Below are 21076 nucleotides of genomic sequence, written 5' to 3'. Positions count from 1 at the left end.
AGATAGACAGGATTTACAGCCGCGTTGAAAGTAGAAACGTGGCAACTAATCAGATGTGTCATAGGCTTTAGCTAACGCATACAGCCGAGACAGCGTTGCTTAATAGCGCGCCTGAATATATCAGCCTTAAGTTTGATTGATTGCCGGGAGACGTCCCAGTTGGAGTAACGACCAACCTGTAAATCACTGTATATGATTTTTATAAAGTTAATCTTGCTGTCAGCCGTAATGGCTTCAGCAAGGCGTTTTGTAGAGATTACTCGGCTTAAGGACGGGTTCGACAAAATTGTCGGGAGCAATTTTGAACGGCCAGCGGCCGCCTCGAAGAGGTGAGGCACATGGACGTGCCGAGTAGTCCCTCCAAAGCGCACCAGAATTTGGAGATGTGATGTGTGGACATCAGGGTGGCTGTAACCCACCCGCCTCTGTGCAATGTTGGCTGCGTGCCCCTCAATTCGGGTATTCGACTCCTACCATCTCCACCAAATGCGTTTTTTGGGGGTAAGCTGTGGCTCAGCGGGTTTTCTTTGCAAGAAAACTGTCTTCGAGATCGATACTCGATACCTCCACCAGTTTTTACAGGCGAGTAGTCGTGCCGACCGCACTCAACCGGTAGAGCACCAGTCTTTGACACTCAACGCGGTTGTCGGGAGCTTAGTGGTTCAAGCCCACTCTCGCCTGCCAATATTTTTAACGTAACATAGTAAATCAAAATGAGGAATGGAGGATGTTTAGCCAGAAGCAACTAGACGAGATTAAAAATTATCTCGCACACGTAAACGGCCGAGTTTATATCGGCTGTGATAGTGTTCTAAATAGACGGTTTAACCTAAAAACGCAGGCCTATGAAAATTGGGCGCGCTTTGCGATTGTATTGGTCGTTCATATCGACAATAGCCGAGGATGTAAGATCTTCAGTTATGTTGAGAATGAGCGTGTTTACGATGCGAAGATGGGCAAACCAACGCAACGCTTAATGACCGAAGTCTATAAGAGTGTTGATTGCTTCATGGCTCTTAGCGACATTCTTGAAGACCGAGAAGTTGAAATTCACTTAGACGTAAATTCAGATGAGTGTCATGCTTCAAACGCGATCGCTAAACAAGCGATCGGATATGTAAAAGGTATGACCAATCTGGATGCATTGATCAAGCCAAACGCATGGGCTGGTTCGAGTAGCGCTGACCATGTTGTGAGGAAAAAAGAAGCCCATTACAAAGGTGTATTTTAATATATTAATAACCACAGTAGAACACGATCGGTGGATTACAGAATCCGCCGATCGAGTGGCAAATCATAGGTACGTCTGATCTGGCCTTACTTTGATTCGCCTTAACACTTTCAGTAGGTTAAGCTTCAATTCAATGCTTAACTGAGCTCTATTGGTAACTAGAGTTACCGAAACAGTTTACGTCATTCGGCTACGCAAATAGTATTTACTGGGTCACCAAACCCATCTTCGTGATTCAATGTAAGTTTCGTTTCGCTAACATCGACAATTTTACGTTCGTATTCAGCTCTAGACTCTATTTCCTTTCCACTTTGAATCGTCTTATTTGGCTTTAAGAATAGTGTCCTGGCCTGAGATCTCCAGCTTCCTTCCTCTGTGGTCGAGCTAGTCATTACAATCATCTCGCTAACGTAAGTATCATCTGAATTCAACTGAATACGATAGCCGATGTCGAAACCTTCCATATCCAACTTACACTTCCAGCTCTGCGCTAAACTGTCTTCACTGGCGGCAACTTTAAAACTTACCGAACACAGAGCTAAGATAAACGCGGCAAGTAAGACTGACTTTCCTATACTCATAAACCTATCCACACTTACTGTCGCCGCAGTTAAGACACGTCATACACCCATCCATCAACACGACCGCCTTAGTAGAACATTTACTACACACAGTGGCCGAGTCGGGAAACTCACCTTTATCTAGTTTCTTACCATCACTCGCGCCCTGTGCCGCTTCGATTTCAGCTCGCTTTTTAGCAAGAAATTCTTTCTGATGATCATCTAAGTTGTCTGACTTTATCATTCCGATCATTTGCATGTGACGCTCGATGCAGTGACCGATTTCAGCAACAATAGATGGCATAAAAATGCCGCCTGGCTTGAAGTAACCACCTTTTGGATCAAATACAGCTTTAAGTTCTTCAACCATAAACGTGGTATCGCCACCCTTTCGAAACACGGCGGAAATCAACCTCGTCAGCGCCACAACCCACTGGAAATTATCCATGTTTTTTGAGTTGATGAACACTTCAAACGGGCGTCGTTGTTCATGTTCGGTGTCTTCGTTCAGGATGATGTCATTTATAGTGATGTACATCGCGTGTTCAGTTACCGGGGTTTTTACCTTGTAAGTAGAGCCCACCAACATATCTGGACGTTGGACCGACTCGTGCATACGCACGACTTCGGCTTTTTGCATGTGCGCTTCGCTTTCTTCCGGCGTGGCTACGCGCATGGCTTCTACTTCTTCGGTTTTAACTTTAAAACCGGTAATTTTACTTTCGATTTTTTTAACCATGATGAGGTCCTCTTGGGTCGCAATGTCTAGGTAGAAACACTGCCTAATTTGTTCTTTTTTACTTACTTTTTAATGTTTAAGTTGGCCATTTTTCCGTAGGGCTGATGCTGTTGGGCTTGAACGTTCGTACCTCAATACATAACGCCAAGCCCAATCTAACCTAATAACAATCAACGAAAACTTGATCGCAAAACGAAACTAGAACTTTCCGTAATACCCTTCTTTCAGAGCATCAAATAGGTTCGCGGCCGTATGCGTTTCACCGTCATATTCTACTTCTTCGTTGCCTTTAAGCTCCATTGTACTGCCGTCATCCAAGGTGAACTGGTACACAGTGTTTTCCAAATCATCTTCTTTCACCAATACGCCCTGGAAGGCTTCTGGATTAAAGCGGAACGTAGTACAACCTTTTAACCCTTTGTCGTACGCGTACATATAGATGTCTTTGAAATCTTCGTACGGGTAATCAGTGGGCACATTGGCAGTCTTAGAAATACTGGAGTCAACCCATTTTTGCGCTGCGGCTTGAATGTCTACATGCTGTTTAGGCGTGATTGAATCTGAAGTAACAAAGTTAGCAGGCAACTGCTCATCTGGATTATCAGAATATGGCATGGCGTTGGCATTAACCACTTCGCGGTAAGCCAACAATTCATAAGAAAATACGTCTACTTTCTCTTTTGTTTTACGGCCTTCACGAATAACGTTTCTAGCGTAATGGTGAGCAAAGCTTGGCTCGATACCGTTACTTGCATTGTTAGCCATGGACAGTGAGATTGTGCCTGTAGGTGCAATTGAACTATGGTGAGAAAAACGCGCACCCACCTTCGATAGCTCTTCAACTAATTCGGGGTCGATGTCGGCGATCTGCTGCATATAGCGGCTGTACTTAGCATGCAGCTCGGCACCATTCACTGTGTCTCCAATTTCGTAACCATCTTCAATCATCTCAGGTCGTAGACTTAACATCTCTTCGGACACCGTAAAAATTTCATTCATGATGGGCGCCGGCCCCTTTTCCTTAGCTAACTCCAATGCTTGGTTCCAACCGGCCATGGCCATTTCGCGTGCGATGCTTTCAGTAAACTCGACTGAGGCCTCATCACCATACGTCATACCCAACATAGTGGCCGTGGAACCCAACCCCAAAAAGCCCATTCCATGACGGCGTTTACGCTCGATCTCTTTGCGCTGACCTTCCAATGGCAAACCATTAATTTCCACAACATTATCGAGCATTCGCGTAAACACGGAGACAACTTCGCGGTACTTATCCCAATCAAAACGGGCGTCTTCACTGAAAGGATCTAAAACGAATTTCGTTAAATTCACCGAGCCTAATAAGCAGCTACCATACGGAGGTAATGGCTGTTCACCACAAGGATTGGTTGCTCGAATGTTTTCCACAAACCAATTATTGTTTTTGGTATTAACTTCGTCTATTAATATGAAACCAGGCTCAGCAAAATCGTACGTGGACGTCATTATCATGTTCCACAAACGATTGGCAGGTATTGTTTTATACACCTTGCATGCCGTTAGGCCTTGCTCGTTTTTAACGTAGCCGTTGTCAGCAGGATAACGGCGCCAAATAATTTCATTCGAGGTGTACACGTCAATGCCATCTTCTTTGGCTTCTTTCTCTGTGATCGGGAAAGACAACTGCCAATCTGCGTCTTGTTTTACAGCCTCAATGAATTCGGCGGTAATCAATAGCGACAAATTGAACTGGCGTAAACGACCATCTTCACGCTTAGCACGAATAAACTCTTCCACGTCTGGATGGCTCACGTCAAACGTGGCCATTTGAGCACCGCGTCTACCGCCAGCGGACGACACGGTAAAACACATTTTGTCGAATATATCCATGAACGACAATGGGCCTGAAGTGTAAGCGCCAGCCCCAGAAACGTATGCACCTTTAGGACGTAGCGTGGAAAATTCGTAACCGATTCCACAGCCTGCTTTTAGCGTCATGCCGGCTTCGTGGTTTTTATTAAGAATATCATCCATCGAGTCAGTGATGGTGCCGGATACAGTACAGTTAATTGTAGACGTAGCGGGTTTATAAGCTTGTGCTCCAGCATTCGAAATGATTCGTCCAGCCGGCAGCGCGCCATTATCTAAGGCCCACACAAAACGGCCATACCAATGCTCACGCAGCTCATCCGTGGCTTCGACACCGGACAACGCGCTAGCGACGCGTTCAAAAGTGTCATTGGTATTTTCGTCTACAGCGCTACCTGCTTTATCCTTAAGTCTGTACTTTTTGTCCCAAATGTCTTCAGATGTTGATTGAAGACCCATTTGCTTCAGTTTTTTTTCACCGCCCTTGGCTGCGGCAATCGATAGAGGTTGAGTAACAGCGTTGAGTTCTTCAACAGGCTTTCCCATGGCAAGGTTCCTCGAATATTTATTTTGGTTTGGTAGTTTTTATTCTCACTCGACATTCACGACATCACGAATGCTTTATGATCTTTCTTATCCTCAATTTTTAAAGCCAGCTTAAGGATCTGCTGACTGGGCTTAGCACAATTTCCGGAGCCTCTTGACTTAGACCTTGTGTCTTATTTGTAAAGGGCTTGATTTCTGAATCACCGAGTCTGTACTTTGCAACGACGTTCGTTCTGTAAACACTATATGTAGTGCTGTATCGAGTTAGCTTATCTCGATGCTTTCAAAAACATAGAACAAATATCAATCACTTAGCGCAAACAATCATTAAAAACGCGACTATTACTTGAATAGTTCACTTTCTTATGATTTGACCGACCCCCTTAAAACCACTATATATTGTGGTTTGGTATTAAGCGAACCCAAAGATAATGGGTGGAACGAAAAATCGCAAGCGGTTTATTCAGTTTATATTGAAGAATTTGGCTTGCTAATTTATTGGCCTTCTGAGCGCTTAAAATCAGATGGGTATAGAGTAGTGCAGCGATCATTAGACCTCTCGATTTGGGTTAATTTAGGGTAAATGCTTAACACAACAATAAATGTTATGATTGATGCCTTAAAACAATCTTCACCCTAACCAGCAAAGTAGCCAACCAACACCGACATAACTGAATGCAATTTTTTGATCGACAAACAGTCAAAAAAGGCGACTTAAACACTAAATTGGGTTTTTATGATAAACATTTTTTTGGAGCAAGATGAGCACAAGGAGGGGGCATCGGCACTCAGATTGTCCCTGTTGATACTGTCTAGCTTGTTCCTAGTGTTGGCGACGGCCCCCATTTACTCTCAAACTGAGTTCACCATCCAAGCGGACTCATCTGACCTGAAAGGCGAATACCAGAAAGAGTTGGATAAATGGATGTTAAGAGCCTACGGCGGTGACCGTGACGCACAGTTTAAGGTTGGCGTGCTGTTTGCCAACGATCAGTTTGGGCCACCAGATTTAGAACAATCTTCCTATTGGTATACACAAGCCGCTCGACAAGGCCATGTCTTGGCTCAGTACAATTTGGGCCATCAGCACCTAATGGGGAATGGCGTAAAACGAGATGAAAAGGTCGCAATGCAGTGGTGGTTAAAAGCCGCCGAGCAACAACATGCACTGGCGCAATTTAACGTCGGCAGAGCCTACTATTTAGGCATTGGTTTAAAAAAGGACCTATCACTGGCCAAATTATGGTTTGAGCGCGCATCGCAGAACAACGAACCGAAATCCACCGAGATATTGAAGCAATTAGGCTGGTGGGATGAACGCTCAGTGGCTTCGGTGAGTCAGCCCGTTCCTGCTTCGGTGAATGAGGTTGACCAAGTGATCGAGCTTCCCAAGGAAATCATCAACGTGGCCAACAAACAAGACGACAGTGTGACTGACACTGAGAACAGCACTTCCCCCACAACCTCAGCTGACGAGCAAACCACTTCAGTATCAAGAGAGGCAAGCTGGAAGGTAGACCGAAAAAGTAATGCTTCCGCTAACACGGCTATTACCACGCTAAACAATGAGCCTGAGAAAGACATAACAATTGCCGTCTTTACAGACCCCTCAATTCGTAGCGTTTTAATTACCATGTTGGAGAATGCCGCTGAACTAAAAGTTGTGTCTGAAGACGATAAATGGTCAATTGTAGAGAGCAACAAAGGCTTGCCTGCGTGGGTAAGCAAAAATTTCATCCGCGCCGACGGCGCTCGTGGAGTGGTAACCGGGAATTCAGTAAATGCACGTTCGGTTCCCTTAATAACAAGCGGCAGCATCGTTGGCCGTCTTAATCGAAATGAAACCGTTGCTATCCTAGACTCGCGCGGCGAGTGGTACCGTATTCGTTCTCCAAAGCGGTTCAAAGGATGGGTTAAATCGAATGAACTACTGCTCGCAAGCCCCAATATTAAAAGGCCTACGCCGCCCCTCAATAATCAGGCAACCAGCAAAAAGACGACTATAAATGAGGGTGACCTTCCTCAGTTACAAAGCAACAACAACGACAACGATTGGCTGTTTGGGCAAAACGCAACGCAATACACTCTCCAGCTGGCCAGTTTCAGCGACCCTCTATTACTTACGCGATACGTTAATACACTGTCCTTCAAAGATTCTAAAGATTTAAGACTATTTACTGCTCGTAATGACGAAGGCGTTAACTGGACTTACGTGCTGTATGGAACCTACCCTGATGATGAGACGGCTAAAGACGCCAGACGAGACTTAAATCAAAAACGAGCTTGGGTACGACGATTCGGTATTTTGCAACAGAACCGATGCCTAGGCTGGAAAAAAGAACTTCCCGCCCCCAAACAGTTGAATGAATTTTGCACCTGAATGAGTAATAAAATGGCCTCAAAGGATAACGTAATTTCCCCGTTTCACGGTGATCATGACCATGTTCATTGCCAAGAGAAGGCATTGGAAACCGCTTTGCGTCAATGCAAAGAACAAGGACTAAAGTTGACCACCATTCGTCAGCAGGTGCTGGAGATTATTTGGGCATCCCACAACCCAATTGGAGCCTATGACATACTGCAAAAACTGCAAGAGTCGGGCCATAAACCAGCGCCACCTACGGCTTATAGAGCATTGGAATTTTTAGTTTCGGCTCAATTAGTCCATCGTGTTGAATCACTCAACGCTTACATTGGCTGCCCAGCACCGGAGGCAAACCATCAATGTCAGTTTTACATATGTACTAGCTGCGGACATTTAGCCGAACTGAATAGCCCTGCCGTTGCAAAGGCATTGCAAGCAGGAGCTAAAGAATTGGGCTTTAAAGGTGTGCAACCGATTATAGAAGTGCATGGAGTATGCAAGTCCTGCCAGAAATAAACATCAGTTTATTGGGAGACAAAAGCCTCTCTGTCAAAACAATCAGGGTAGTTTCAAACCTTTAGCTAAGGAGCTTCACCTCAGAGCGCCCTACATCGGACTCTTACTTGGTAGCTGCGCTGATATTTGACCTCATTTCATTGATGACCGATGCATAATCCGATTGATTGAATATTGCTGATCCAGCCACAAATGTATCGGCTCCCAAGGCTGCCAACTCACCAATATTGCTGGCCTTAACCCCGCCGTCAACTTCAAGTCGTATATTGCGCCCAGAAGCGTCAATCAATTTTCGAGCTTCCACTATTTTTTGCTTCACAAAGGGAATAAAAGACTGACCACCAAACCCAGGATTAACGGACATCAATAAAATCATGTCTACCTTTTCAATGGCCCACTCTAGCACCGTGAGTGGTGTGGCTGGATTGAACACCAAACCTGACTTACAACCATGATCCCGAATCAACTGTAAGCTTCGGTCAACATGCTTACTGGCTTCAGGGTGGAACGTAATCATACTGGCGCCAGCTTCAGCAAAATCAGGAATGATCCTATCGACAGGTTCAACCATTAAATGCACGTCAATGGGGGCTGTTACTCCATGATCACGCAAGGCTTTACAAACCATTGGCCCGATCGTTAAATTCGGAACATAGTGGTTATCCATAACGTCGAAATGAACCCAATCAGCGCCATCATTTAAAACTTGATCAACTTCTTCACCAAGTTTGGCAAAATTGGCAGACAGGATGGAAGGAGCTATTACGTAGTCGGTCATTATATTCTCACCAGTTGAGGTAAAAAGTAATGAAGGCCGGAGCAACTTTCTCATTACTTTGAATGTGCGGATTATAACGCTAAAGCTTTAAGCCTGTTAACACTCTTTATTCAATGCAGGCCAGCTCTGCACCATCCAACTAAAACAGTCCTAACTGAGAACCGGGCGTAGGTTTTGCTGGCCAAACTGGAGAGTCGGGCTCTCTCTTTAGAGTAAGATTTGACACAGACACTCCCACGAGGCGAACCGGGCGAGAACCGGCCTGCGTCTTTTTTAACAATTCGGGTAGAACCCCACTGATGTGGTCTTTATCTGAAAAACTTTCCGACAGCGTCTTACTGCGTGTGTTTAGGGTGAAATCAGAGTACTTAACTTTTAGCGTAACTGTTCTTGCATCCATTTTTTTATCAGACAACACGCCATGCACTCGTTCACACAAGCGAAGTAAGGTTTGCCAAATAACACTCTTGTCCACAATATTTTGTTCAAAAGTCGTCTCCGCACCAATCGATTTGCGCACCCTATGAGACCGTACCGGTCGCTCATCGACCCCTCTCGCTATGTTGTAGTAATACGCTCCCGATCGCCCAAAGTAGGCTTGTAACTGTTGCTTATTCAACGCCTTCAAATCGGCGCCAGTAAAAATCCCCAACTTTTGCATCTTCTTTTCGGTGACTTTTCCAACCCCAAAGAATTTCCGAATTTCAAGGCTTTCTATAAATTGCTCCGCTGACTCGGGCCTTATTACGTAAAGGCCGTCAGGCTTATCCATGTCGCTGGCGATCTTGGCCAAAAACTTATTGTAGGAGACGCCAGCGGACGCCACTAAATCAGTCCTGGCCTTAATGTCGCATTTAATCCGCTTAGCCACTTCCGTGGCCGAGCCATACTCCTCCGCCTTTCTCGTTACATCAAGATACGCTTCGTCTAATGATAAGGGTTCAATCGCACTCGAATATTGTTTAAACACCTCGTTAATCTCCAGCGACGCTGCTCGATACGCTTCAAAGCGCGCTGGTACAAAAATGGCGTGTTCGCAAAGTTTTGCAGCGTGCGCGCACGGCATCGCCGAATGCACTCCAAATTGACGGGCTTCGTAACTACAGGCGGCCACAACGCCTCTGCTCTCTGGCTTGCCACCAACGATCACAGGCTTACCGCGCAGTTCAGGGAAATCTCGCTGCTCTACCGACGCGAAAAACGCGTCCATATCTATATGTAAAATTTTTCGCACAACGCTATCTAGCTAGACTCAATTTACGCAAACCTTCATATCTGCCAGTTGATTGGCGTGCGGTCTAACGCTTTCAAATACGTGTTCGCGCGTGAAAAATGTTGGCAACCAAGAAAACCTCTGTGCGCAGACAATGGAGATGGGTGTGACGCCTTTAATATCAAATGACGATCAGTATCAATGACTGAGCCCTTCTTTTGGGCGTAGGCACCCCAAAGCATAAAAACCACCCCAGATTGCTCTCTGTTTACTGAATCGATAATTGCGTCCGTAAAGGTTTCCCAACCCTTGCCTTGATGACTTCCGGCTTCAGCTTGTCTGACCGTTAACACTGAATTCAGCAGCAGGACCCCTTGATCAGCCCAACTCTTTAAAAAGCCATGCGTTGGCACCCTCAGCCCAAGATCACCTGAAAGTTCTTTGTAAATATTCCTAAGAGACGGTGGAACCTTTTCACCTTGAGGCACACTAAAGCTCAGACCATGAGCCTGATTAGGGCCATGATAAGGATCCTGCCCCAGAATCACCACCTTAACCGTTTCCAAAGCCGTCATATTAAGGGCCGCGAAAACTTGATTCTCAGCAGGGTAAATCGTTTTACCGGACTTTCTTTCCGCATCGATGAATGCAATCAGAGACTGCATGTAATCTTTCTTAAGCTCATTGGATAGCTGAGACAGCCAACTTGGGTGTAAATTCAATTCGGATTCCATCATAAAAGAGCCATGGCAAAATTTTGCCTGCTTCTTGTCATAAGTTAAGCGATATAGATTACTAAAAAGCAAGGTTATCGGCGCTAAGAGAGTTTGTGTTATTTACAACAAACCTGCTCAAAATCACAGCCACATTGAGATAACGAGAAGAGCTTATCGCAAGCAAACTCTAAACTAAATGCAATACTCGTTAATTTTGGGTTACCGAAGGTTAAAGCTTATTCAAGCGAAGCGACTTTTGTCTAGACTTCATTTCGTCGGCCCTACCCTACCCAACTGTGTCGACGTTTTATTAACCAATAGAATCGAGGAATTACCATGATTTCTACAAAAAACGTTTTACCCAACTTTTTGAAAACCGTTTTATTTGCGGCCATTGCGGCAACCAGTATTTCTACTTTCGCAGGCCACCATGAAAAAGGCGAAAAGATCGGCGAACTAAAAGACATGAAGAAAAAAACAACCATGTTGAAAAAAGATGAAATGAAATCATCCATCTCGGAAGAAGCCGGCGATGTGAAATCCGATGTAATGCATGAAAAAGACAAGGTTTCGGAAGAAGCCGAGGCGATTAAAGCCGAAGCACCTGAAGGCTAACCCCCCTTAGCCTACATTAGGTGATTCAAGAGGAGCTCGATAAAACGAGCTCCTTTTTTATGCTTGAGTGTTTCTCAAAGAGCCTAATTTGTATCACCCAAAATCCACATTTTGTGTTAAAACGAAAGCTTAGAATACCCAAACTACTAACCACACCACTCACTTTGTTTCGGAGAAACACATGATCCAAGTCGGCGACGCTATTCCCAATGCTAATATCACAGTAATTGATCAAAGCGGTCAAGAAACACTAAACTCGACGCAGTTTTTCAAAAACAAAAAGGTCGTCCTTTTTGCGCTTCCAGGTGCTTTTACACCCACATGTTCGGAGGCGCACCTTCCTGGCTACGTCGTGAACTACGACGCAATCGTATCCAAAGGCGTTGACGCAGTCGCTTGCTTATCTGTCAATGACTCGTTCGTGATGAAAGCATGGCAAGAACAACAAAATGCAGAACACATTACCATGATTGCTGACGGTGGCGGTGCGCTAACCAAAGCCATGGACTTAGTGTTAGACACATCTGATTTTGGCGGCGTCAGATCTCAGCGCTATTCGATGATCGTCGATAACGGCAACATCATTCAACTGAACGTGGAAGCGCCAAACAGTTTTGAAGTCAGTGACTCAGAAACGGTTTTAACCCAGCTGTAATGTCATAAAAAGAGCTAGGCGAAGCCGCCCAGCTCTTTTACGGCAATCTCTCGCCAACTAAAATGGTTGTGGATATTGCTTAATAACCGTATCGATGTCTGATAGCACCTCGTCGCTCAACGCAACGTCGTATGCATCGAGGTCTTCTTTTAGTTGCTCCATTGACGTGGCACCAATGATGGATGACGTCACGCCCGTCAATTGATATACCCATGCCAAGCACATTTGAGTCAACGACAAACCATGCTTGTCAGCCACGGCTTTATATTCCGCAATCGCTGCATGAGAATGAGAAGTGTCACGGAAGATTCCATTTCGTTGCACCATCGTCCAACGAGCGCCTTCTGGCTTTTGACCATTTGCATACTTACCTGATAGCGCTCCGCCCGCCAACGGAGACCATGGTAAATAAGCTAAATCATTATTGATGCAGCTTTCGATCAAATAGGGCCAATCTTTTAAGTGCAACAGACTGAATTCATTTTGAATCGAAACCATCTTAGGGAGGTCGTGTTTCTCAGCCAGGTGACGATATTCACCAATCCCCCATGGCGTCTCATTTGAGAGGCCACATTCACGTATCTTTCCAGATTGTACCGCTACCTTCAATGCCTCTAGCACACTTAGCATGTTGTCGCGTTCTTGCTCTATATTGTTGCTACTTGGGTCGATTGCAGCAGGCCAGTGCTTGGAAAAATGCGGCGTCGTGCGGTTCGGCCAATGAAGCTGATACAAGTCAATATAATCAGTCTGCAAGCGTTTCAATGAGCCATCAATGCTACTCATAATTACATCTGCCGTGATGGGGCCAGCCCCACGAATCCAAGGAATTCCGGCACCCGCGATCTTAGTAGCCAATATTAGGTCTTCGCGCTTGCCTGGGTTTGCTGCGAACCAATTACCAATATACGTTTCAGTTAGCCCAGATGTTTCTTTGGAAGGCGGTACCGCGTACATTTCGGCTGTGTCAATAAAGTTTATTTGACGCTCATTAACAGCATAATCTAGCTGCTCAAATGCCTCCTCCTGTGAGTTTTGTTGTCCCCAAGTCATGCTGCCTAAGCATATTTCGCTGACTTGAATGTCGCTACTGCCTAATTTTACGGTTTTCATGCGTTAAAATAATCTATGTTGGTTAGTTACTCAGGCTCATAGTCCCAAATACGTAATTGTTTTAGCAGCGGAAAATACACCGCTAATTTTATCGGCCTGTCGTCAACGCGGCTCATCAATTGACCGTACCTCATCAACTGCTTACGGTGCCGATCTCGCACTTGCAGATCAGCGAAACGTTCAACGTCTTCGTTCTGAGTCATGGTGGATTTGTAATCCACAATCCAGCGTACATTCTGACTGTCAACGAAGGTGCGGTCAATTCGGTATTTTTTAACAACCCCTGCCTCCAAAGTAGACAGCGAATACTCATTTTGCTCAATCGGATGATTTAAGAAAATAAACCTAGCTTGCTCGTCGTGCTGAATATGGTTAACGGCGGTAATGAGTCGCCTGAGGGCATACTCAATACGGTCGTCTGCCACTCTTAATGCCAACAACTCACTTCGCCATCGACGCTTAAGATCGTCATCAACCACGACCTTTAATATATTCACTCCCGCAAATTGCAAGAACTCATGCAAAATTATTCCGACTGCCGTCGCCACCTCCGTCGCCCAATCGTAATCTACTTCTGGCTCAGATAATGCTTGATCGGTAGCGTTTAGTTGGCCTAAAGGTTGCCACACTATGTCTTGCCTTAAAGCAGGCTGATAGTCGTGAGATAAACGCTTTAATGTTTGATTGAGGCCAACCGCCTTACTCGGCACAGCATCCTGTCCAACTTCAGATAAAACACCTTCCTCAAAACTAAATTTCGACTCCAGTACCGGCCACACGGAAGCTAACATACTGGTTTTCACAGGAGGGTTGACGTCACCCAACTTGTCGTTAAATTTGGCATTCGCAATTAAGACTAATTTTTTCTCGGCCCTGGTACATGCAACGTACATTAACCGCATGACCTCATTGGCCGCTCTCTTGCCGTCCAGTTTACGAAGATAGTCATAATGCGAGCCTTGCTCTGCATTAAACAACAAAGGAGCCAACAGCAAGTTGGCTTGTCCATTCATTCCTTGATGCTCAGCCCACATCAAAATTTCTCGATCATCGGTTTTTGGCCGATTAGCAAGCCCTGGCAGTATCACTGTGTGATATTGAAGTCCCTTTGATTTATGAATGGTGCTCACCACAACGCGCGGCTTATCATCCATCCCCCCGGTGGCACGCATTTTTTCAAGCCCCGTATCGAGTTCCTTTTGAGTTGGCAAGTCGCCGCCTCTTTGAAGACGGCTGAGTAGCTCAAAGTATTGCTCTATGTCTTCCTCCTTGGTAGCTCCCAATGTCTCCTGCCCACCCAAAAGGCACCATGTCCAGCGTGTGAGGCTTCCAAGATCAACCTGCTGATGTTGCTGTAAAGCAGCGCTCATAATACCCACAAACCTTAAAAGACGTTTACGGCTATCATCCCGCAATGATCGATGCTTTTTCTGATCCTTGAGCTGCTGCCAAAGACTCTCGCCTTGATGACTCGCGAAGATATGAATTTCACGTAAAGTCAAACCGCACCACGGCCCCCTTAACAAAGCCAGCCAAGCTATTCTATCGTCATCACGACAAATCGCTTTTGACAAGGCGACCACATCCTTAATCGATTGCTGCTCATGCAAAGGCTGGATATCTACCGCCGTATAGGCGATGTTGTTTTGATCTAAAAGCGGAAGCAAATATTCCAACTGTGGCCGTGTGCGTACCAAAATTGCAATCTGTGAGTCAACTGGAAGATTGACCAAAGAAGACTCAACCGCACTTAATAGACATTGTGCTTCGCGCTCACGATCTGGTGCCAAATAATAGGAGACTGGCGACTGGCCGTCATCGTTCTTTGATGAGTGCGCTTTGGAATACCTAATCGCACCGGTGAGAACAGTATTGGTTTTAGGAAAGCTCTTCTCAAATGTATGATTAAACCAATCAACTAACGATTCTACAGAGCGAAAATTTTGCTCCAGAACCAGAGGGCTAATGTCCAAGTTTTCAAAAACGCCTGTGCTGGAATTTCTGACAACCTGTAAAAACAAGCCCACGTCAGCCTCTCGAAATCGGTAAATAGATTGCATCGGATCACCCACTAAAAACAAGGTTTTTAACGGCGCTTCGAAGGGTTGCCAGCCCATTGTCAGTTTTCTAAGAAGTTCTAATTGGCTGTTCGAGGTATCTTGAAATTCATCCACCAGAATATGATGAATTTGGCCGTCCATCAACAACCCCAAATCAGTCGGGTTATTCAATTCAGACAACGCCAAATTAGCACGCTGAGTCACTTCACTATGATCGCATTCACCAGCAGCTCTGAACCTAAGCTGAAGCCTGATCGCCAACGCCTTTAACACCCTTTCTAAGGCAACCATGCAACGCCAATCCGTATCCGAAAATGAAACATCCGGCAATTGACTCACCTCAAAGAGCTCACTGATAAGCACCATGTCATCTCGATATTCATCGAACAGCTCTTTACATCGAGCTTTATCTTTATGCCCCGCAGGAAAGCCCGTATTTTTATCTGGATTGGCTCTAACTTTATTGCCAGTCTTAACCAGCAAAAACTCAGCAATAGCCTGCCAATGAGCATGCTCGAGCGACGAAACCTCAAAAGTCAGATCAAGATCGACATCACACAAAAATTTCATTTTGAGTGCAGCACGAGGGTTTTCATAGTCTATACGCTGTGATGCTTCACACGCCAAACGGAATAAAGACTCGAGAGACCCTTGACTAAATAATGACTGTAGAATTTCTACATTTTCACTTACTAAGGTCGACCATGCGTCTTCCAACGACGACCTCATTTGAAGTAAATCTTGCTGCACTAAGTGCCGTAACCACTGGTCACGTTTCGCCAACATTGAACCGAACAGACGCCTAACCTTGTCGTAATTAAAGTCCAATTCGTGTAATACAATTTGCAAATCATCACTTAATTCGGCCCCTTCATTTAGAAGTTCGTCTAAGACTTGCTCGACGGCCGCGGCAAAATGTACTTCGGCCGAATCAGTCGTATTTGGGCTATCACCCAATCGGCTAAGCCACGGCATACTTGCAGCCAACCTCGCCGAAAATGCATCGATAGTGAGAATTTGCAATTGATGCGGTGCGTCTAATAACTGCCATCCGTGAAGACCGTCTTTGTCGAGCACTTGCTGCGCCAATTCAAACCCTTGCTGCTCAAAGAGGTCGTCACTCGATTGCCCGCTCTCTGCCGCACGCATCAGCTCCACAATGCGTTCCCTCATTTCCGATCGTGCTTTACGTGTAAAGGTAATTGCGAGAACGTTCTGTGGGTGCTCCACACGAGTTAACAACGTTAAAAAACGATACACCAGAAGGCCAGTCTTTCCTGAACCAGCGGGAGCTTGAACAATAAATGATCGTTCTGGGTTTAACGCCTGCCGCCTTGCCTCTAAATCTATAATCACAACTCATCGTCTCCAGCTATGATCGAAACGGCTTTGCTGTTTTGGCGAAGCTCTTCGATGCGGCAAACTGAACTGAGCTCACAATATTGACACGCCACCTTATCAACAGGATTAACCTCAGCGTTGCCCGCGAGGAAATCTTCCGCTAAGCCGGTGAGAATTTCAGGCCATCGTTCGCGACTTTCTAACCATTCTTGTTCAACCGCGGCTGTACGCTTGTTTCCGATTTGAAAAATATCCACATCGGCGAGTTCCACAAACTTTGATTCTGAACGACGAATTTGACCAAAGGCGATCCCCGCGACTTTGTTCAATTTAGCCTGATCTCTCACCACCGTGTACAACGGCAACTGCGGCTCATTGGGGCGTTCACCCAGCCAGTCTCCGCGTGCCGCAGTGCCGGTCTTGTAGTCAACAATAACGCACTGACCTGCTTCGGTTATATCAACTCGATCGACAATATATTCAAACTTAATGCCAGCCCATTCGGCTTTACTCTTACTTTCGCGCTCCACAACTGAGAAATTGCTGGGCCTGTTTCGCTCCAACTCTAACCACTCGCTAGTCAAATCGATTACCCGTTGACGCTCAAATTGAAGCAGACGAATTTTGTCGCTACTTAACTTATTGCGACTAAGTTCAATCAGTCGTTCAAATGTATTTTCAAGAAACCCAGTTTGCTCAGACGCGTTCATCGCTAACAACGCTTTTTGATCAGGTAATTGCTCCCAAACCAACTCAAGCATTTTGTGAGTCAAATTGCCTCGATCCAAGTGATCCAGCCCAAACTCAGGATCATCCTCAACATCGAAGCCTAGCTGGTGCGTAGCAAATGCCTTAAATGCGCATTGAGATTGATTTTTAAAGATTGATGCACCACCGCGCACCTTCCGAGAAGGAGGCCAAGGAGGACCAACATCGTCTACATATGCTTCCAATATCGACGTCTGCGGTGTGTCCGAACAAACATCCTCAAACTCAATTAACGGTGCCTTAGAAAATTCAGACGTAAATAGAGATGACGCCTGATTGGGTGTTTCCTGATGAGAGACTGTCGTTTCAGCAAAACTGATATAGGATTCTTCAGTCGACGCCAATAGATTGTGCACCACGCGTCGAGCCTGCGCAAAAGAGGCTTGGGCGCTGGCATTGGGATAGCCAGTTGGAAGTAAATGATGATTAGGTATAAACGCATCACCCTTATTCGGCGCAGGATAATCCTGCGTCATACCGGTTAAAAAACAAACCTGAATTTCTTTTCCTAATGCTTCAAGTAAACCTGATATAACGATCGGCGACACCGCTGACTGAGGCAAGAATACTGAGTCTCTGACCAACTGTTGAAAATGGCTCAACGCGCTTTTCATGCCGATGTGGCGCTGCACCGCTCCCAACCCGGAAAACTCTTCTAAGACCCCATCCCAACGTTTCTTTAATTGGTAGGCCAAACTTGAATGTTCGCCTTCCACGGCATAGGCTTGCCAACCCCAACATGACAACCATTGACTAAACACGTCGGCCCATTCTACGAAGGTCAGTGCTTGATAGCCTGTTCGTTCTTTCTGGGCTTTCAGACGTTGATCAATATCGACTCGAAACGCGATCAATTGCTCAATAAAATTAATCAACGTTGGTAGAACGACTTCTACGGACGCTGAATCATTCTCAGCATCACTACATTCGCTAAGCAAAGCTGGCAAAGACTCCAGCGAAACCGAACGAGTCCGTTTTGACCGCAACCATTGATCGAGTACTCTAAACTCATTCCTGAATGTCTGGGTTGAGTTAAAGTAGACCGACCTAAACAGGAATGACAGATCATTAGTGGAAAGCTGGCCTGAGAGCAAACTCATTACACACAAAGCGCTCTCAATCGCAGGCCATTCGTGCAAAGGCTTTCCCAAACTCAGTCGATACACCGAATGATTATTCTGTATTTCTGTTAATGACGCATTCGGGTAGAACACCTTCCTCGCCATTTCTTGAACTTGGCTATACCGATGCTGCAAATCCGGGATCACCACGTGAATGTTTAGATCCTCATTTTGCTCCAAAAGTTGCCTAGCGTTAACAAAGACAGACTCCAATTCCAACTTTGCCGTTTGATATTTTCGAAAGGTTTGCTTAGCTTTTCCGACGCCAGGACCGGCCATACTCACGCTGCAACCTGCGCATTTAGCCGCAGCACTAAACTGTTTTTGAGAAGCGGTAACAAGGTCATAGGCGTACCATACAAACTTCTCAAATGGGTAAGTTAAACGACCGGCCTCAGCCAAACCTACTATTTGCCGCTGCAAACTCGGCTCATCAGCAACACGCCGTTCGAGAAGGCTTTGCAGGTAATCATCCCTCCAAGCTAAAAATTGATCAACGTCGCTGACGTGATCGAGTCTCAAGGCAGATTCATCCCCCGCCCAATCCGACAAAAGCTTATCGCTTCGCATGCACGCACGAACCGTTTGTGGAACGTTGAGCAGGGTTAATTCACTGTGGTTATATTTTGACTTCTCTATCGCTTGAGTCCATAACATCTTTGATTGCTGGTTCCCCAAGACGTTATGCACATCCGGAACTGATGCTCTATTAACCTGCCATAACGTTCGCAACAATTCTGACCACGACACGATATTCGGGGCCTCCCAAACGTCCACGCCTCTTTCGATTTGTTGCACTGCTATCGTTTCATTGAGGTGCGTCGCCAAACTCCCGGTTGGAACGATCACCACGGTAGCTTGGTCTAATTGAAACAGTGATTTTTCATCCATGACCTAAGTTTACCATTGGCTAGATAACGACGGGAATATTGCTCTACTTTTAGCAACAAATCTTCGGACCAACATCCGTCGGTCTATCGCCACTTCACGCAAGGACGATAGGCACAAAAAAAGCGGCCATTGGCCGCTTTTCCTATTTCAGTATATTGCCAGTCTAATTCAACCCTGCCATGTAGGCGGCGAGCTCCTTAATTTGCTGCTCTGATAGGCCGAAAGCAATAGTGGACATGATGCCGTTATAACCAACTCGCTCTCCTTTTTTATAGGCCAACAATGACGACTCAAGATATTGCCTGTGCTGCGCTGACACGCGAGGATAATTCTTCGGGATGCCATGCCCAGCAGGCCCATGACAACTCATGCATGCGGAGATTCCTCGTTCTGCATAGCCACCTCGATAAATAGCTTCACCGGCTTTCGCCCATTCAGCTTCCTCATCCGTCAGCTTAGCTTCCACATTTGGTACAAGCGACGAGTAATAAGCGTCCAAGTCAGCCATGTCCTCATCAGATAATCCCGCAACCTGAGCAGTCATAATCGCATTAGCACGTTCACCTGATTTAAATGCCGCCAATTGAGCCGCAATATAGCCAGGAACTTGGCCAGCAAGGTTTGGGTTCATAGGCAACGCACTGATGCCTTCAACGCCATGACAAGCGGCGCAAACGGCTGACTTAGCCTTACCAGCTTCAGCGTCACCTGCTGCGTGCGCATTGTTAGAAAACAAAACGGCTGCACCGACGATGATCAATAACTTTTTCAACATTGAGGACTCCAATATAAGCCTAAAAGATTGCACTCTCGATTTTCAGGCATCGGAGTGGTTTCAAGTGTGCGGTTTTATATCATTTACAGTGCATATTCTCAAGTTAGGGAGGCGGTTTTAGCAAAATTTAGATTTCTGTTTTTCGAACTAACAATCGGAGGAATCTTAGTTTTAAGACAAAGGAAAGCGCCGATTTTTGTTAGAATGCCAAGATGACATCAGATAAAACTCAGTTGGCTGAGCATGAATCAGCCCTTCCTCTTGCTCTGCGCTCACCGGAATTTATTTTGGGTGCAGCCAAACCTAGCCAATTTCCAGAAGATTCATTGGTGGAAATCGCCTTTGCAGGGCGTTCAAACGTAGGTAAATCAAGCGCCATTAACGCAATATGCAACCGTCGGAAATTAGCCAGAACCAGTAAAGTTCCAGGTCGAACCCAACAAATCAATTTTTTCTCTCTTGGCGAGACGGCTCGACTAGTGGATCTGCCTGGCTATGGATTTGCACAGGTACCGCTAGCCGTGAAGAAAGAATGGGAAGCGACCATCCATAAATATTTGACTGAACGAACAAACTTAATTGTGCTCGTTCTATTGATGGACATTAGACACCCTTTAACCGACCTAGACCGGCAAATGATAAAGTGGGCCAGCGACTCTGAGTTGCCAACGCAGGTGTTACTTACTAAGGCCGATAAATACAAAAGAGGAAAAATCGCCAGCACCGTTCTGCAGGTTGAGAGAGAGCTTGAGTCAATCAAAGGGCAATTTGGCGTAGAGCCATTTTCGTCCTTGAATTTCACTGGAGTCAACGCAATGCGCGGACAAATCAGCGAGTGGGTTGAAGGCACGTAACTTATTTTCACAAAAGCCTAGAAAGTGTCTTGTATTAGCAACACTTTTGATTTATCGTACGCCCACTTGAGAAGTAGAATCGTTATCATTTGATCCATTTCATCATTGTTTTGGTTGACGTAAAGATAGGCGATTTCACGATCTCTGAACGATTTAGGTAAGGTTCCTATCGAGCGTTACTTTTTGCAAGAATTGTCTAGGGCAGGCAGCCCCCCCCCAAACGACATCCCCTTGGAATACCACACACACGGTATTTCGCCTGCTCTAGACATCTTTAATTTTTGCAAACCAAGACTCTCCTGCTTTCCGGAAAAGGCTTTGTGCCACGCACCGCTACCGCGTTTTGACATCAACAATCACCAGAAACTGCC

16 protein-coding genes and 2 tRNA genes are annotated in these 21076 nt (G+C 45.6%); 8 read left to right on the top strand and 10 right to left on the bottom strand.

Going from position 1 to position 21076, the window contains the following annotated elements; translation table 11 throughout:
* Positions 1-379: 379 nt before the first annotated feature.
* The 3 genes from ABWW54_RS08975 to ABWW54_RS08965 all read left to right on the top strand — a co-directional run bounded on the left by ABWW54_RS08975 (position 380) and on the right by ABWW54_RS08965 (position 1231).
* A tRNA-OTHER gene (locus ABWW54_RS08975) sits at positions 380-485 on the top strand.
* 95 nt (positions 486-580) lie between these two features.
* Positions 581-684: transfer RNA gene (locus tag ABWW54_RS08970), tRNA-OTHER, on the top strand.
* A 43-nt stretch (positions 685-727) separates the two neighbouring features.
* The gene (locus ABWW54_RS08965; protein WP_353411908.1) at positions 728-1231 is read left to right on the top strand and encodes a ribonuclease H-like YkuK family protein; all 504 of its coding nucleotides are present in this window, start codon (positions 728-730) and stop codon (positions 1229-1231) included.
* 182 nt (positions 1232-1413) lie between these two features.
* On the opposite strand, the gene ABWW54_RS08960 is transcribed toward ABWW54_RS08965, so the two are convergent.
* The 3 genes from ABWW54_RS08960 to ABWW54_RS08950 all read right to left on the bottom strand — a co-directional run bounded on the left by ABWW54_RS08960 (position 1414) and on the right by ABWW54_RS08950 (position 4837).
* Positions 1414-1812: a hypothetical protein gene (locus ABWW54_RS08960; protein WP_353411907.1), complete on the bottom strand. Its 399-nt coding sequence runs from the start codon at positions 1810-1812 to the stop codon at positions 1414-1416.
* A 4-nt stretch (positions 1813-1816) separates the two neighbouring features.
* On the bottom strand, positions 1817-2530 hold the full coding sequence (locus ABWW54_RS08955) for a TSCPD domain-containing protein (protein ID WP_353411906.1): 714 nt from the start codon (positions 2528-2530) through the stop codon (positions 1817-1819).
* A gap of 198 nt (positions 2531-2728) precedes the next feature.
* Positions 2729-4837, bottom strand: a complete 2109-nt coding sequence (locus ABWW54_RS08950; RefSeq protein WP_353412083.1) for an adenosylcobalamin-dependent ribonucleoside-diphosphate reductase — start codon at positions 4835-4837, stop codon at positions 2729-2731.
* A gap of 823 nt (positions 4838-5660) precedes the next feature.
* Here ABWW54_RS08950 and ABWW54_RS08945 point away from each other — a divergent pair.
* Together ABWW54_RS08945 and ABWW54_RS08940 are read left to right on the top strand one after the other, a co-directional pair.
* Positions 5661-7304 carry an SH3 domain-containing protein gene (locus ABWW54_RS08945; protein ID WP_353411905.1) on the top strand — a complete coding sequence of 548 codons (1644 nt, stop codon included), beginning with the start codon at positions 5661-5663 and terminating at the stop codon, positions 7302-7304.
* 12 nt (positions 7305-7316) lie between these two features.
* Positions 7317-7805 (top strand): Fur family transcriptional regulator, encoded by a 489-nt coding sequence (locus ABWW54_RS08940; RefSeq protein WP_353411904.1) that lies wholly within the window; start codon positions 7317-7319, stop codon positions 7803-7805.
* 103 nt (positions 7806-7908) lie between these two features.
* Here ABWW54_RS08940 and rpe read toward each other — a convergent pair whose 3' ends face one another.
* The 3 genes from rpe to ung form a co-directional block, all read right to left on the bottom strand.
* Entirely contained in the window at positions 7909-8583 is a 675-nt protein-coding gene (gene rpe / locus ABWW54_RS08935; RefSeq protein ID WP_353411903.1) for a ribulose-phosphate 3-epimerase, read from the bottom strand.
* Positions 8584-8722: 139 nt separating this feature from the next.
* Complete coding sequence (gene dinB, locus ABWW54_RS08930; protein WP_353411902.1) at positions 8723-9817, bottom strand: DNA polymerase IV; 1095 nt, start codon at positions 9815-9817, stop codon at positions 8723-8725.
* 35 nt (positions 9818-9852) lie between these two features.
* Positions 9853-10530 (bottom strand): uracil-DNA glycosylase, encoded by a 678-nt coding sequence (ung, locus tag ABWW54_RS08925; protein WP_353412082.1) that lies wholly within the window; start codon positions 10528-10530, stop codon positions 9853-9855.
* A 318-nt stretch (positions 10531-10848) separates the two neighbouring features.
* On the opposite strand from ung, the gene ABWW54_RS08920 reads away from it, so the two are divergent.
* Together ABWW54_RS08920 and ABWW54_RS08915 are read left to right on the top strand one after the other, a co-directional pair.
* Complete coding sequence (locus ABWW54_RS08920; RefSeq protein ID WP_353411901.1) at positions 10849-11127, top strand: hypothetical protein; 279 nt, start codon at positions 10849-10851, stop codon at positions 11125-11127.
* 181 nt (positions 11128-11308) lie between these two features.
* Entirely contained in the window at positions 11309-11782 is a 474-nt protein-coding gene (locus ABWW54_RS08915; RefSeq protein ID WP_353411900.1) for a peroxiredoxin, read from the top strand.
* A gap of 57 nt (positions 11783-11839) precedes the next feature.
* On the opposite strand, the gene ABWW54_RS08910 is transcribed toward ABWW54_RS08915, so the two are convergent.
* The 4 genes from ABWW54_RS08910 to ABWW54_RS08895 all read right to left on the bottom strand — a co-directional run bounded on the left by ABWW54_RS08910 (position 11840) and on the right by ABWW54_RS08895 (position 19851).
* The gene (locus ABWW54_RS08910; RefSeq protein WP_353411899.1) at positions 11840-12895 is read right to left on the bottom strand and encodes an aldo/keto reductase; all 1056 of its coding nucleotides are present in this window, start codon (positions 12893-12895) and stop codon (positions 11840-11842) included.
* Positions 12896-12921: 26 nt separating this feature from the next.
* On the bottom strand, positions 12922-16311 hold the full coding sequence (locus tag ABWW54_RS08905; protein WP_353411898.1) for a UvrD-helicase domain-containing protein: 3390 nt from the start codon (positions 16309-16311) through the stop codon (positions 12922-12924).
* Positions 16308-19076 carry a PD-(D/E)XK nuclease family protein gene (locus ABWW54_RS08900; protein WP_353411897.1) on the bottom strand — a complete coding sequence of 923 codons (2769 nt, stop codon included), beginning with the start codon at positions 19074-19076 and terminating at the stop codon, positions 16308-16310. Before ABWW54_RS08900 ends, ABWW54_RS08905 begins: the two co-directional genes overlap by 4 nt.
* 163 nt (positions 19077-19239) lie before the next feature.
* On the bottom strand, positions 19240-19851 hold the full coding sequence (locus tag ABWW54_RS08895) for a c-type cytochrome (RefSeq protein WP_353411896.1): 612 nt from the start codon (positions 19849-19851) through the stop codon (positions 19240-19242).
* Between the two features lie 212 nt (positions 19852-20063).
* Between ABWW54_RS08895 and yihA the strand changes: the two genes are divergently transcribed.
* On the top strand, positions 20064-20705 hold the full coding sequence (gene yihA, locus ABWW54_RS08890; RefSeq protein ID WP_353411895.1) for a ribosome biogenesis GTP-binding protein YihA/YsxC: 642 nt from the start codon (positions 20064-20066) through the stop codon (positions 20703-20705).
* The last annotated feature ends 371 nt before the right edge of the window (positions 20706-21076 follow it).

The sequence above is a fragment of the Arenicella sp. 4NH20-0111 genome (assembly GCF_040366405.1).
Lineage (GTDB): Bacteria > Pseudomonadota > Gammaproteobacteria > Arenicellales > Arenicellaceae > Arenicella.
This window is presented reverse-complemented; position numbering and strand designations above follow the sequence as displayed.

Coding starts and splice junctions, on each gene's coding strand:
- ABWW54_RS08960 (WP_353411907.1), bottom strand. CDS start 1,812: ATGAGTATAGGAAAGTCAGTCTTACTTGCCGCGTTTATCTTAGCTCTG.
- ung (WP_353412082.1), bottom strand. CDS start 10,530: ATGGAATCCGAATTGAATTTACACCCAAGTTGGCTGTCTCAGCTATCC.
- ABWW54_RS08940 (WP_353411904.1), top strand. CDS start 7,317: ATGGCCTCAAAGGATAACGTAATTTCCCCGTTTCACGGTGATCATGAC.
- ABWW54_RS08945 (WP_353411905.1), top strand. CDS start 5,661: ATGATAAACATTTTTTTGGAGCAAGATGAGCACAAGGAGGGGGCATCG.
- ABWW54_RS08915 (WP_353411900.1), top strand. CDS start 11,309: ATGATCCAAGTCGGCGACGCTATTCCCAATGCTAATATCACAGTAATT.
- ABWW54_RS08965 (WP_353411908.1), top strand. CDS start 728: ATGTTTAGCCAGAAGCAACTAGACGAGATTAAAAATTATCTCGCACAC.
- ABWW54_RS08900 (WP_353411897.1), bottom strand. CDS start 19,076: ATGGATGAAAAATCACTGTTTCAATTAGACCAAGCTACCGTGGTGATC.
- rpe (WP_353411903.1), bottom strand. CDS start 8,583: ATGACCGACTACGTAATAGCTCCTTCCATCCTGTCTGCCAATTTTGCC.
- ABWW54_RS08955 (WP_353411906.1), bottom strand. CDS start 2,530: ATGGTTAAAAAAATCGAAAGTAAAATTACCGGTTTTAAAGTTAAAACC.
- yihA (WP_353411895.1), top strand. CDS start 20,064: ATGACATCAGATAAAACTCAGTTGGCTGAGCATGAATCAGCCCTTCCT.
- ABWW54_RS08895 (WP_353411896.1), bottom strand. CDS start 19,851: ATGTTGAAAAAGTTATTGATCATCGTCGGTGCAGCCGTTTTGTTTTCT.
- ABWW54_RS08920 (WP_353411901.1), top strand. CDS start 10,849: ATGATTTCTACAAAAAACGTTTTACCCAACTTTTTGAAAACCGTTTTA.
- ABWW54_RS08910 (WP_353411899.1), bottom strand. CDS start 12,895: ATGAAAACCGTAAAATTAGGCAGTAGCGACATTCAAGTCAGCGAAATA.
- ABWW54_RS08950 (WP_353412083.1), bottom strand. CDS start 4,837: ATGGGTCTTCAATCAACATCTGAAGACATTTGGGACAAAAAGTACAGA.